The organism is Salmonella sp. SAL04162, assembly GCF_046551535.1.
GTDB classification, from domain to species: Bacteria; Pseudomonadota; Gammaproteobacteria; order Enterobacterales; family Enterobacteriaceae; genus Salmonella; species Salmonella enterica.
Window position 1 is genome coordinate 113492 of record NZ_JBGDVX010000009.1, and the last position, 13502, is coordinate 126993.

A 13502-nucleotide genomic window follows, 5' to 3' on the forward strand; every position below is an offset into this window, starting at 1 on the left:
AAGAATAATGGCTATCGAAATCAAAGTACCGGACATCGGGACAGATGAAGTTGAAATCACCGAGATTCTGGTCAAAGTGGGCGACAAAGTGGAAGCTGAACAGTCGCTGATCACCGTAGAAGGCGACAAAGCCTCTATGGAAGTCCCGTCTCCGCAGGCTGGCGTCGTGAAAGAGATCAAAGTCTCTGTCGGCGACAAAACCGAGACCGGTGCACTTATCATGATTTTCGATTCCGCCGACGGTGCAGCTGACGCTGCACCTGCTAAGGCAGAAGAGAAGAAAGAAGCGGCTCCGGCAGCAGCACCTGCTGCGGCAGCGGCGAAAGACGTTCACGTTCCGGATATCGGCAGTGACGAAGTTGAAGTGACTGAAGTGATGGTGAAAGTGGGCGACACCGTTGAAGCTGAACAGTCGCTGATCACCGTCGAAGGTGACAAGGCCTCTATGGAAGTGCCGGCGCCGTTCGCGGGCACCGTGAAAGAGATCAAAGTGAACACCGGTGATAAAGTGTCTACCGGCTCACTGATTATGGTCTTCGAAGTGGCGGGCGCAGCGCCTGCCGCAGCACCAGCGAAAGCGGAGGCCGCTCCGGCAGCGGCTGCTCCAGCAGCGACGGGCGTGAAAGACGTTAACGTACCGGACATCGGCGGCGACGAAGTTGAAGTCACCGAAGTGATGGTCAAAGTCGGCGATAAAGTTGCCGCTGAACAGTCGCTGATCACCGTGGAAGGCGACAAAGCCTCCATGGAAGTGCCTGCGCCGTTCGCGGGCACCGTGAAAGAAATCAAAATCAGCACCGGCGACAAAGTGAAAACCGGTTCTCTGATTATGGTCTTCGAAGTAGAAGGCGCAGCGCCTGCGGCCGCTCCGGCTAAACAGGAAGCGGCGGCACCGGCTCCGGCGGCGAAAGCTGAGAAGCCTGCTGCCCCGGCTGCCAAAGCGGAAGGCAAGTCTGAGTTCGCTGAAAACGACGCTTACGTTCACGCTACTCCGCTGATTCGCCGCCTGGCGCGTGAGTTTGGCGTCAACCTGGCGAAAGTGAAAGGGACTGGTCGTAAAGGCCGTATTCTGCGCGAAGACGTTCAGGCTTACGTGAAAGATGCTATCAAACGCGCGGAAGCTGCGCCGGCTGCTGCGGGCGGCGGTATCCCGGGTATGTTGCCGTGGCCGAAAGTGGACTTCAGCAAGTTTGGTGAAGTTGAAGAAGTGGAACTGGGCCGTATCCAGAAAATCTCTGGCGCGAACCTGAGCCGTAACTGGGTGATGATCCCGCACGTTACGCACTTCGACAAAACCGATATCACCGATCTGGAAGCGTTCCGTAAACAGCAGAACGCCGAAGCTGAGAAGCGCAAACTGGATGTGAAATACACGCCAGTGGTCTTCATCATGAAAGCGGTTGCCGCTGCTCTGGAACAGATGCCGCGCTTCAACAGCTCTCTGTCCGAAGACGGTCAGCGTCTGACCCTGAAAAAATATATCAACATCGGCGTGGCGGTTGATACCCCGAATGGCCTGGTGGTTCCGGTCTTTAAAGACGTGAATAAGAAGAGCGTGACCGAGCTGTCTCGCGAACTGACCACCATCTCCAAAAAAGCGCGTGATGGTAAGCTGACCGCTGGCGAAATGCAGGGTGGTTGCTTCACTATCTCCAGCATCGGCGGCCTGGGAACTACCCACTTCGCGCCGATTGTCAACGCGCCGGAAGTGGCTATCCTCGGCGTTTCTAAGTCGGCGATGGAACCGGTGTGGAATGGGAAAGAGTTTGTGCCGCGTCTGATGATGCCTATCTCTCTTTCCTTCGACCACCGTGTGATCGATGGTGCTGATGGTGCGCGTTTCATTACCATTATCAACAATATGTTGTCTGACATTCGCCGTCTGGTGATGTAAGCGAAAAAGCCGGCCCGACGGCCGGCTTTTTTTTGATAATCTCATGTATTTTGTGAGGTTATTAGCGAAAGCGATAATTCGTGATCCGTTTGTTGTTTCAAAATTGTTAACAATTTTGTAAGATACGGGCGGATAGAACGACCCGGTGGATGATGGGCGATCAAGTACCCCGGACCGCCGGATACAAATAAAGAGGTCATGATGAGTACTGAAATCAAAACTCAGGTCGTGGTACTTGGGGCGGGCCCGGCAGGCTATTCTGCCGCTTTCCGTTGCGCTGATTTAGGTCTGGAAACCGTAATTGTAGAACGTTACAGCACCCTTGGCGGTGTTTGTCTGAACGTCGGCTGTATCCCTTCTAAAGCGCTGCTGCACGTAGCAAAAGTTATCGAAGAAGCCAAAGCGCTGGCTGAACACGGTATCGTCTTCGGTGAGCCGAAAACCGATATCGACAAGATTCGTACCTGGAAAGAGAAAGTGATCACGCAGCTGACCGGCGGTCTGGCTGGTATGGCCAAAGGCCGTAAAGTGAAAGTGGTCAACGGTCTGGGTAAATTCACCGGGGCGAACACCCTGGAAGTTGAAGGCGAAAACGGCAAAACCGTGATCAACTTCGACAACGCGATTATCGCGGCAGGTTCTCGTCCGATCCAATTACCGTTTATTCCGCATGAAGACCCGCGCGTATGGGATTCTACCGACGCTCTGGAACTGAAAGAAGTGCCGAAGCGTATGCTGGTCATGGGCGGCGGTATCATCGGTCTGGAAATGGGTACCGTATACCACGCGCTGGGTTCAGAGATTGACGTGGTTGAAATGTTCGACCAGGTTATCCCGGCGGCTGATAAAGACATCGTTAAAGTCTTCACCAAGCGCATCAGCAAGAAATTCAACCTGATGCTGGAAACCAAAGTAACTGCCGTTGAAGCGAAAGAAGACGGTATCTACGTTTCGATGGAAGGCAAAAAAGCCCCGGCTGAAGCGCAGCGCTATGATGCGGTTCTGGTGGCGATCGGTCGTGTGCCGAACGGTAAAAACCTCGACGCGGGCAAAGCAGGCGTGGAAGTTGACGACCGTGGCTTTATCCGCGTCGACAAACAGCTGCGCACCAACGTGCCGCACATCTTCGCTATCGGCGATATCGTCGGTCAGCCGATGCTGGCGCATAAAGGCGTTCACGAAGGCCACGTTGCCGCTGAAGTTATCGCCGGGAAGAAACACTACTTCGATCCGAAAGTTATCCCGTCTATCGCGTACACCGAGCCAGAAGTGGCATGGGTTGGCCTGACCGAGAAAGAAGCGAAAGAAAAAGGCATCAGCTATGAAACCGCCACCTTCCCGTGGGCAGCTTCTGGCCGTGCTATCGCTTCTGACTGCGCAGACGGTATGACCAAACTGATTTTCGACAAAGAATCTCACCGCGTGATCGGCGGGGCGATTGTCGGCACCAACGGCGGCGAGCTGCTGGGTGAAATCGGTCTGGCGATCGAAATGGGCTGTGACGCGGAAGACATCGCGCTGACCATTCATGCGCACCCGACTCTGCATGAGTCCGTGGGCCTGGCGGCGGAAATCTTCGAAGGTAGCATTACTGACCTGCCGAACCCGAAAGCGAAGAAGAAATAATCTTCTGTAGGTGGCAATGCGCCATTCGACACAGAAAAGCGGCTTTACAGCCGCTTTTTTTATGCATGGCAAATCAGATGTGTCAAATGATGGCGAAGGATAACGAAACCGCAAAATTTATCTTTTCCGCAGCAGTGCGCTTTTCAAACCTTATGCCGTCGGTAGTGCCTTTGTCAGTCATTTTCGACCAACTAATTGTTTCATAAGAAATACCTCTCCTTACTTTGTCATCACCCTGAAATTAGTAACGCTATAAAATAATAGCGAGCTAATTATGAGGTTTGATATATGAAACTTTTTCTGACAACAGCAGCGCTAACCGCGACGTTGATCTCCGGCATGGCATTTGCCAGCGATCCCGTCATCCCCTGGGCGACTAACAGCGGCGGTACGGAAAGTACGCATATTGCGGCAATGGGCGAGGATTTGAATGCGCAGCATCAGCAGATCACCCACACGCATGAAGGCGTATGGGCGGCCAATTCCGGCAGCATTCAGGCTGATGAAGCCGCGCTGACCAGCAACAAGCCGCCGGTACAAGGCCACCCGGAATTAATGCCGCATCAGGGCTAATGATCATGGCCTGGCGATAACGCCAGGCGCTTACGGGTTATTCGGCGACCTGCCACTGCGCGTCTGGCGCAAAACGCGTGATAGCCTGAACTTTACTCTCCGTCTCTTTGCCTAAATCCGCCTGATAAATACGATCGTCCTGGTTGACCATAAAACTCATCACCCCGGTTTCGCCGTAATGCATCGGCCAGGCCAGAAGCGCCGCGCCGTGACCGTCGTTATCGCTGATAATACGGAAATGGTAGCCGTGGTAACCCTCATCTGGCGCTGCGGGGCTAAAGTTTGGGCCTAAGGGACTGGGGGCGTCGCCTGCTTTGGTTGGCCAGTACAGGCCATCTTTTTGGCCTTCGCTACTGATTATCCTGTGCGCCCAGCGATGGTTTTGTAAGTAATAGTCCTGCTGCGCATCAACGTAAGCATGCATAGCCTGTAAGGTAGAAAGTTCATTTCGCCCAATAGTACGGGTGAGGATCTCATTCCCGGCTGCCGCCATATCAAAGCGCCAGCCGCCAGCCTCTTTCACCATGGGCACCGGGAGCTGCCAGTCTTCTCGTCCGACATTCAGGTGCGCCGTATTGTCTTTTTGTACAATGCGATGGCCTTCGCGCCAGTCACGGTTGAAGCGGGCCACGGCCTCGGGATCGGCGCCTTCCGGCGGCAGAAATTGCCGCCAGTCATCGCCCAGTAGCGCGGTAAGCTGCGTTTCGTTTTTTCCGGCTACCGCCGCGGCGAAGGCGCTGGCGGCCGCTTCCGGGGAGGGGAACCGTTCCTGCGCGTAGCCCAGCAAGGGTAACGACAGTAACAGAGCGCTTAACATAACCTTTTTCATTATCTGCTCCGGTTAACGGCGATGAAATTCATGATGTTCAGAAAAATGTTCCCGCGCGGCGGCGTGTTGCTCGGTGTTTAAGTGGCTGCCGCGACGGCTTTCCAGGCCGCGTAGCTGTTGCGATTGCCATGACGGCGATCGACTGTCGTTCCCGCTAAACACATTGGCGTGCATATTCTGGCGAAATGCCTGACGCTGCTGCGGCGTAGAGGATGCGATCCGCTGATGCGCCGCGTTACGCTGTTGCTGCGATAAGGGATGCTGCTGCGTCTGGGATTTCAGCGTCGCGCTATGCTGCTGCGCCGTCTGTCGACGCGCGCTGTCATACTGATTGTCATAACCGCGATAATTATTACGCCGGGCTATCTGATTTAATTGTTGTGAGGCCGCTTTACGCTGGGCATCACGGGTGCCTGGCGCTGGCAAAGAAGCGTTCGCTGTATGGCTGCGCTGTTGGAATTGCGTCATGGCCGCCTGGCGCTGACTGTCGCGAGACACTGGCGCTTGCTGCGTTGCGCTTAACCCGCCGCTAACATTGGTGGGATGGAACCGTTGCGCAACGGTATTATTCGGATAGGGGACGCCATTGCGCCAGGCGGGATTATGCTGCCAGCCCATCGTTTGGCCCGGCAGGTTTTGCCCGGATATCCGGTTGAAATTATTGACATTGATATTGATATTATCGCCATTGTGTTGATAACCGTTACCACCATGATGGTAATCATCATCATGATGGTCGTCGTCATGGTGGTGATGATCGTCGTCATCCCAGTCTATGCTGCTGAACAACGCATAGGTGGTGGCGACGCCCAGACTATAACCAAAACCTTTAACAAAACTATCGGCAAACTGCTGTCCCGGAGGGGGCGGTAAATACACCGGCGGATAAGCGGTATTGGGCCAGGCGCCATACACCGTCGCGGGGTTATAGTTCGGCACGTACACCACCTGCGGATTCGCGGGTTCAATTTTGATGACGGTCGACGGTGTCGCTGGCGTACTGGCGGATGTGGTGGTTGTCGTCGTGACGGCGGTAGAAGCGCTGGACTTCGGCACGCTGGTGACGGTTTGCTGCGGCGTTGATTTTAGCGAACCGGTTTGTTGAGCGAGTAGACGCAACCTTTGCACCGCATCCATCACATCCTGTGGCTGGGCTAAGAACGCATCGCCCAGGTTTTGCACCCATTGCGGATTCTCGCCCATAAGCGCCATCAACTGGGGAAAGGCGACCAGCGATTTGACGCTGGGATCCCACGGTTGGCTGGCCACCGCCTGAATAGCGACATCGCCCTGCAGCGTGGGGTTATCTCGCGACCACTGGACGGCCTGAACCACGTTCGCCGGGTAGGTGGAGGCCATGAGCACCTGCGAAAGCAGGGCATCGGGATAAAGCGCGACAGGCGCGACCCATTGATCGATTTGCGCAGTGGTAAAGGTCGTTTTCGCGACAGGCGCGGGCACAGCGGTCTGCGTTGGCTCAGGGGCGGGAGCTGCCGCCTGCGCGGGCGCTTCGGGAGCGCGGCTTTTAACATACAGTACGCCCGAAGCGGCAAATAACCCGGCACTGCAGACAAGGGCAATGAGATGGGGTTTAAAGGGCAACGTCATTTTATCTCTCCCGATTCCAGAGAATCGCTATGGTCATTATGCCTGCCGCCGACGGGGTGCAGTTTCGCGTGAGTATAAAGGGACGATAGTTTAATTTTTAGCTAATGTTGGGATCGATAACGTTACGTGACGATCAAAGCACGAAATGAGGTAAGCATTTATGGCTGTAGCTCCCGTCTCAGTAGAGCATTAGACCATCCTTAACGATTCAGCCACTTTTTTATGTTGCTTTTTTGTAAACAGATTAACACTTAAAGAAAATCCTGTTATTGTGCCGTATGCGGTACCGGGCATTTACCCTACTAACTACTGTCTCACAGGAGCGTGAAGAGAATCGCCCATCAACAAAAGCGCCGCATTATGACAATGAGAGCGAGGAGATATCGTCGTGCTAGAAGAATACCGTAAGCACGTAGCTGAGCGTGCTGCCCAGGGGATTGTGCCGAAACCTTTAGACGCAACCCAAATGGCTGCGCTTGTCGAGCTGCTGAAGACCCCGCCTGTGGGCGAAGAAGAATTCCTGTTAGACCTGTTGATCAACCGCGTTCCTCCTGGCGTAGATGAAGCCGCTTATGTTAAAGCCGGTTTTCTCGCTGCTGTCGCGAAAGGCGACACCACCTCCCCGCTGGTCTCCCCAGAAAAAGCCATTGAACTGCTGGGCACTATGCAGGGTGGTTACAACATTCATCCGCTGATTGATGCGCTGGACGATGCGAAACTGGCGCCGATTGCGGCCAAAGCGCTGTCCCACACCCTGCTGATGTTCGATAACTTCTACGACGTAGAAGAGAAAGCCAAAGCGGGCAATGAATACGCCAAACAGGTGATGCAATCCTGGGCTGACGCCGAATGGTTCCTGAGCCGTCCGCCGCTGGCGGAAAAAATCACCGTCACTGTTTTCAAAGTGACCGGCGAAACGAATACCGACGATCTCTCTCCGGCGCCGGATGCGTGGTCGAGACCGGATATCCCGTTACATGCGCAGGCGATGCTGAAAAACGCCCGTGAAGGCATTGAGCCGGATCAGCCAGGCGTTGTTGGCCCCATCAAACAAATCGAAGCATTGCAGAAAAAAGGCTACCCGCTGGCCTACGTGGGTGACGTGGTGGGCACCGGTTCTTCCCGTAAATCCGCGACCAACTCCGTGCTGTGGTTCATGGGCGATGACATCCCTAACGTGCCGAACAAGCGCGGCGGCGGTCTGTGCCTCGGCGGCAAAATTGCGCCTATCTTCTTTAACACTATGGAAGATGCGGGCGCACTGCCGATTGAAGTTGACGTTTCTAACCTGAATATGGGCGATGTGATTGACGTCTACCCGTACAAAGGCGAAGTGCGCAATCATGAAACCGGCGAGCTACTGGCAACCTTCGAACTGAAAACCGACGTGCTGATCGACGAAGTACGCGCCGGTGGCCGTATTCCACTGATTATCGGCCGTGGCCTGACCACCAAAGCGCGTGAAGCGCTGGGTCTGCCGCACTCTGATGTATTCCGTCAGGCAAAAGACGTGGCGGAAAGCAGCCGTGGCTTCTCGCTGGCGCAGAAAATGGTCGGTCGCGCCTGCGGCGTGAAAGGTATCCGTCCGGGCGCGTACTGCGAACCGAAAATGACCTCCGTCGGTTCTCAGGATACTACCGGCCCGATGACCCGCGATGAGCTGAAAGACCTGGCCTGTCTGGGATTCTCCGCCGATCTGGTCATGCAGTCGTTCTGTCACACCGCAGCCTATCCGAAGCCGGTTGACGTCACCACGCACCACACGCTGCCGGACTTCATTATGAACCGTGGCGGTGTCTCTCTGCGTCCGGGCGATGGCGTTATCCACTCCTGGCTGAACCGTATGCTGCTGCCGGACACCGTGGGGACCGGCGGTGACTCCCATACCCGTTTCCCGATTGGTATCTCTTTCCCGGCGGGATCTGGCCTGGTGGCATTTGCTGCCGCGACCGGCGTGATGCCGCTGGATATGCCGGAATCCGTGCTGGTGCGCTTCAAAGGCAAAATGCAGCCGGGCATCACCCTGCGCGATCTGGTACACGCCATTCCGCTGTACGCCATCAAACAGGGCCTGCTGACCGTTGAGAAGAAAGGCAAGAAAAACATCTTCTCTGGCCGCATTCTGGAAATTGAAGGTCTGCCGGATCTGAAAGTTGAGCAGGCATTTGAGCTGACCGATGCGTCCGCCGAGCGTTCCGCGGCAGGCTGTACCATCAAGCTGAACAAAGAGCCGATCATTGAATACCTGACCTCCAACATCGTCCTGCTGAAGTGGATGATTGCCGAAGGCTACGGCGACCGTCGTACGCTGGAACGTCGTATTCAGGGTATGGAAAAATGGCTGGCGGACCCGCAACTGCTGGAAGCCGATGCTGACGCGGAATACGCGGCAGTGATCGACATCGATCTGGCGGATATCAAAGAGCCAATCCTGTGTGCGCCGAACGATCCGGACGACGCGCGTCTGCTGTCTGACGTGCAGGGCGAGAAGATCGACGAAGTGTTCATCGGCTCCTGCATGACCAACATCGGCCACTTCCGTGCCGCCGGTAAGCTGCTGGATAACCATAAAGGCCAGTTGCCAACCCGCCTGTGGGTAGCGCCGCCAACCCGTATGGACGCCGCGCAGCTCACCGAAGAAGGTTACTACAGTGTGTTCGGTAAGAGCGGTGCGCGTATTGAGATCCCTGGTTGTTCCCTGTGTATGGGTAACCAGGCGCGTGTGGCTGACGGTGCGACGGTGGTCTCTACCTCTACCCGTAACTTCCCGAACCGTTTAGGTACCGGTGCGAACGTCTTCCTGGCTTCTGCGGAGCTGGCGGCGGTGGCGGCGCTTATCGGCAAACTGCCGACGCCGGAAGAGTACCAGACCTTTGTGGCGCAGGTGGATAAGACGGCGGTGGATACTTACCGTTACCTGAACTTCGACCAGCTCTCTCAGTACACTGAGAAAGCGGACGGCGTGATTTTCCAGACTGCGGTGTAATTTGCCTGACGGTGTCAGGCTTACCATGCCTACGCCTCTTATTGCCCGGTGGCGGCTACGCTTACCGGGCCTACAACACCCATCGCAACTGCGGTGGGTTTTTATTTTCATTCCGCCTGCTGTTCCCGCTTTTTTTCTTCTCCGCTGCTGCGATAATGACTGTAAGGGCTTTGCAGAGGAAAACAATTATGGATTACGAATTTCTGCGCGACGTTACCGGAGGGGTAAAAGTACGAATGTCGATGGGCCACGAGGTGGTCGGTCACTGGTTTAATGAAGAGGTTAAAGACAATCTCTCGCTACTGGATGAAGTAGAACAAGCCGCGCGTACGGTCAAAGGCAGCGAACGCTCCTGGCAACGAGCAGGGCATGAATACACGATCTGGATGGACGGCGAAGAGGTGATGATTCGCGCCAATCAGCTGGATTTTTCCGGCGATGAGATGGAAGAGGGGATGAGTTATTACGATGAAGAGAGTTTATCCCTGTGCGGCATGGAGGATTTTCTGCGGGTCGTCGCCGCGTATCGGGAATTCGTCAGTAAAGCCTGACCCTCTCTTCGTTATTGTCCCGCAACGCCAGTCGACGGACAGTTGGGGGCGTAGTGGAAACGAAATCACCACACATTCCAGCCGGGAGTATCCCGGCTTTTTTATTGCAGAATGATTTTTTGATTTTTATTAATCATTTTAAAACTGTGATCTGACGCGTTTGTGATCTTAATTTGATTGAATATAATCGTTATGATTTTATTCAATCACAACAAGCAACAGGCGGTAAGACCATGAACATCAAAAAAGCAATAGAGCGCGTACCCGGCGGCATGATGGTCGTACCGCTCGTTATTGGCGCAGTCATTAACACCTTCGCTCCACAGGCGCTTGATATCGGCGGTTTTACCACCGCCTTATTTAAAAACGGCGCGGCGCCGCTGATTGGCGCTTTTCTGCTGTGTATGGGAGCCGGTATCAGTGTGAAAGCCGCACCCCAGGCGCTATTGCAGGGCGGGACGATTACGCTCACTAAGTTGCTTGTCGCCATCGGGATTGGCCTGGGCGTGGAGCATCTTTTCGGCGCGGAGGGTATTTTTGGCCTGAGCGGCGTGGCGATTATCGCGGCGATGAGCAATTCGAATGGCGGACTTTATGCTGCGCTGGTAGGTGAGTTCGGCAATGAGCGCGACGTCGGCGCTATCTCTATTTTGTCTCTTAATGATGGCCCTTTCTTTACGATGATTGCGCTGGGCGCGGCAGGGATGGCGAACATTCCCATTATGGCGCTGGTGGCGGTGCTGGTTCCGTTGGTTGTCGGCATGATCCTCGGCAATCTTGATCCTCATATGCGCGATTTTTTGACCAAAGGCGGCCCGCTGCTCATTCCTTTCTTTGCTTTTGCGCTGGGGGCGGGCATCAACCTGGAAATGTTACTGCAAGGCGGACTTGCCGGAATTCTGCTCGGCGTGCTGACAACGTTTGTTGGCGGTTTCTTTAATATCCGCGCAGATCGTCTGGTTGGCGGAACTGGCATTGCCGGGGCGGCGGCCTCCAGCACCGCGGGTAATGCCGTTGCGACGCCGCTGGCTATTGCGCAGGCCGACCCTTCGCTCGCCGAGGTGGCCGCTGCTGCCGCTCCGCTGATTGCCGCCTCGGTGATCACCACGGCAATCCTGACGCCAGTGTTGACCTCCTGGGTTGCGAAAAAACAGGCGCGTCAGGCTTCTTTGGAGAAAAACGCATGAAAATGATAGTCATCGCCGACGATTTTACCGGATCGAATGATACCGGCGTCCAGTTGGCGAAGAAGGGGGCGAGAACGGAAGTCATGTTGAGCGCGTCGCAAAAACCGTCCCGCCGCGCCGATGTGTTAGTCATTAACACCGAAAGCCGGGCGATGCCCGCAGATCAGGCGGCATCTGCCGTTTATGCCGCGCTTTCCCCGTGGTGTGAGACATCGCCAGCGCCGCTGGTGTACAAAAAAATCGACTCTACATTTCGCGGCAATATCGGAGCCGAAGTGACGGCGGCTATGCGCGCCAGTCAGCGAAAACTGGCCGTTATCGCCGCCGCGATCCCTGCGGCTGGACGCACGACGCGTGAAGGAAAATGTCTGGTTAATGGCGTCCCGCTACTGGAAACCGAATTTGCCAGCGATCCGAAAACGCCCATTGTCTCTTCCCGTATTGCCGAGATAGTGGCGTTGCAAAGTGAGATCCCTGTGTATGAAGTCTTTTTGCAGGATGTTCGACGCGGTGGGTTAAGCGCCTTACTTACGGCTTATGCGGCTGAGGGCGAAGGGATTATCGTCGTGGATGCGGTGGAAGAGCGGGACCTGACGTTGATTGCGCAAGCAGCGTGTGAACAACCGTCGATGCCGCTGCTCGTCGGCGCCGCTGGTCTGGCGAATGCGTTGCCGGTTGAACTTTTTATGCAAGACCGGCAGCGGCTGCCGGTACTGGTGGTGGCCGGTTCGATGAGCGAAACCACGCGACGTCAGGTGGATAATGCGCTGTGCCGGGGACGTGCGGAGGTCGTGGATATCGATGCCGCGCGCATGGTGTCGGATAGCGCGGAGCAGGAAATCGCGTCTGTCGTAGAGCAGGCCTGCGCGCTGTTAAGTCAGCATCGACATACGATTTTACGCACCAGCCGTCGCGCAGAAGATCGACAGTTAATCGACGCGTTGTGCGAAAAATCCGCGATGAGCCGTCAGCAATTGGGCGAGCGACTGAGCCAGCGGCTTGGCGTCGTCACGTTAAACATTATCGGGCAGGCGCGGATTGGCGGGTTGTTTCTGACCGGCGGCGATATCGCTACCGCCGTCGCCGGCGCGCTTGGCGCTGAAGGTTATCGCATTCAGAGCGAGGTGGCGCCCTGTATTCCCTGTGGAACGTTTGTAAACAGCGAAATTGACGATCTGCCGGTCATTACCAAAGCGGGCGGATTCGGTTCAGACAGTACGTTGTGTGACGCGCTTTATTATATTGAGGAGATGTATTGTGGAGACTAAAACCGTTGCCATTACCATGGGCGATCCTGCGGGCATTGGGCCGGAAATTATTGTTAAAGCGCTAAGCGAAGACGGTCTCAACGGCGCGCCGCTGGTGGTTATTGGATGCCTCGCAACGTTGAAACGTTTACAGGCGAAGGGCATCACGCCGAACGTCGAGTTACGGGCCATTGAACGGGTTGCCGAAGCGCGTTTTGCGCCCGGCATCATTCATGTGATTGATGAGCCGCTGGCGCAGCCGGAGGCGCTGGAGGCCGGGAAAGTTCAGGCGCAGGCGGGGGATTTAGCGTATCGCTGCGTGAAGCGCGCCACCGAGTTAGCGTTACGGGGCGACGTACAGGCTATCGCTACCGCGCCGCTGAATAAAGAGGCGCTGCACCTGGCAGGGCACAACTATCCGGGCCATACCGAGCTGCTCGCGACCCTGACCCATAGCCGCGATTACGCGATGGTACTTTACACTGATAAACTAAAAGTGATTCACGTTTCAACGCATATCGCGCTGCGAAAATTCCTTGATACGTTAAGTACCACGCGTGTCGAAACGGTGATTGGTATTGCTGATACTTTCCTCAAGCGTGTGGGTTACGTTAAACCGCGTATCGCCGTGGCAGGCGTGAATCCTCATGCGGGCGAGAATGGCCTGTTTGGCGATGAAGAGACGCGTATCCTGACGCCAGCCATTACCGATGCCCACGCAAAAGGTATGGACGTTTATGGGCCATGCCCGCCGGATACTGTATTTCTCCAGGCTTATGAGGGGCAGTATGATATGGTGGTGGCGATGTATCATGACCAGGGGCATATCCCGTTGAAATTGCTTGGATTTTATGATGGTGTGAATATCACCGCGGGGCTGCCATTTATTCGGACCTCTGCCGATCATGGCACCGCATTTGATATCGCCTGGACGGGAAAAGCAAAATCTGAGAGCATGGCCGTATCGATCAAACTGGCAATGCAACTGGCATAATTCCCTG

General features: G+C 55.3%; 10 protein-coding genes. 8 read left to right on the plus strand and 2 right to left on the minus strand.

Going from position 1 to position 13502, the window contains the following annotated elements; all coding sequences use genetic code 11:
* The first annotated feature begins 7 nt into the window (after nt 1–7).
* From aceF to ACLJRH_RS17995, 3 genes are all read left to right on the plus strand, one after another.
* Nucleotides 8–1894, plus strand: a complete 1887-nt coding sequence (gene aceF / locus ACLJRH_RS17985; protein WP_000963593.1) for a pyruvate dehydrogenase complex dihydrolipoyllysine-residue acetyltransferase — start codon at nt 8–10, stop codon at nt 1892–1894.
* Between the two features lie 201 nt (nt 1895–2095).
* Nucleotides 2096–3520 carry a dihydrolipoyl dehydrogenase gene (gene lpdA / locus ACLJRH_RS17990; protein WP_001529952.1) on the plus strand — a complete coding sequence of 475 codons (1425 nt, stop codon included), beginning with the start codon at nt 2096–2098 and terminating at the stop codon, nt 3518–3520.
* A 288-nt stretch (nt 3521–3808) separates the two neighbouring features.
* Nucleotides 3809–4093 (plus strand): outer membrane protein, encoded by a 285-nt coding sequence (locus ACLJRH_RS17995; protein ID WP_000765363.1) that lies wholly within the window; start codon nt 3809–3811, stop codon nt 4091–4093.
* Between the two features lie 37 nt (nt 4094–4130).
* Here ACLJRH_RS17995 and ACLJRH_RS18000 read toward each other — a convergent pair whose 3' ends face one another.
* Nucleotides 4131–4922: a DUF2950 family protein gene (locus ACLJRH_RS18000; protein ID WP_000757447.1), complete on the minus strand. Its 792-nt coding sequence runs from the start codon at nt 4920–4922 to the stop codon at nt 4131–4133.
* A 12-nt stretch (nt 4923–4934) separates the two neighbouring features.
* Nucleotides 4935–6530 carry a DUF3300 domain-containing protein gene (locus ACLJRH_RS18005; RefSeq protein ID WP_023137245.1) on the minus strand — a complete coding sequence of 532 codons (1596 nt, stop codon included), beginning with the start codon at nt 6528–6530 and terminating at the stop codon, nt 4935–4937.
* A 388-nt stretch (nt 6531–6918) separates the two neighbouring features.
* Between ACLJRH_RS18005 and acnB the strand changes: the two genes are divergently transcribed.
* The 5 genes from acnB (at nt 6919) to ACLJRH_RS18030 (ending at nt 13495) form a co-directional block, all read left to right on the plus strand.
* On the plus strand, nt 6919–9516 hold the full coding sequence (gene acnB / locus ACLJRH_RS18010) for a bifunctional aconitate hydratase 2/2-methylisocitrate dehydratase (protein ID WP_000888956.1): 2598 nt from the start codon (nt 6919–6921) through the stop codon (nt 9514–9516).
* A 188-nt stretch (nt 9517–9704) separates the two neighbouring features.
* Nucleotides 9705–10067 carry a protein YacL gene (gene yacL / locus ACLJRH_RS18015; RefSeq protein WP_000384308.1) on the plus strand — a complete coding sequence of 121 codons (363 nt, stop codon included), beginning with the start codon at nt 9705–9707 and terminating at the stop codon, nt 10065–10067.
* Nucleotides 10068–10300: 233 nt separating this feature from the next.
* Nucleotides 10301–11254, plus strand: a complete 954-nt coding sequence (locus ACLJRH_RS18020; protein WP_001022084.1) for a 2-keto-3-deoxygluconate permease 1 — start codon at nt 10301–10303, stop codon at nt 11252–11254.
* Complete coding sequence (gene dtnK / locus ACLJRH_RS18025) at nt 11251–12522, plus strand: D-threonate kinase (protein ID WP_023137244.1); 1272 nt, start codon at nt 11251–11253, stop codon at nt 12520–12522. Before ACLJRH_RS18020 ends, dtnK begins: the two co-directional genes overlap by 4 nt.
* Nucleotides 12512–13495, plus strand: coding sequence for a D-threonate 4-phosphate dehydrogenase (locus tag ACLJRH_RS18030; protein WP_023137243.1), 984 nt, complete (start codon nt 12512–12514; stop codon nt 13493–13495). Before dtnK ends, ACLJRH_RS18030 begins: the two co-directional genes overlap by 11 nt.
* The last annotated feature ends 7 nt before the right edge of the window (nt 13496–13502 follow it).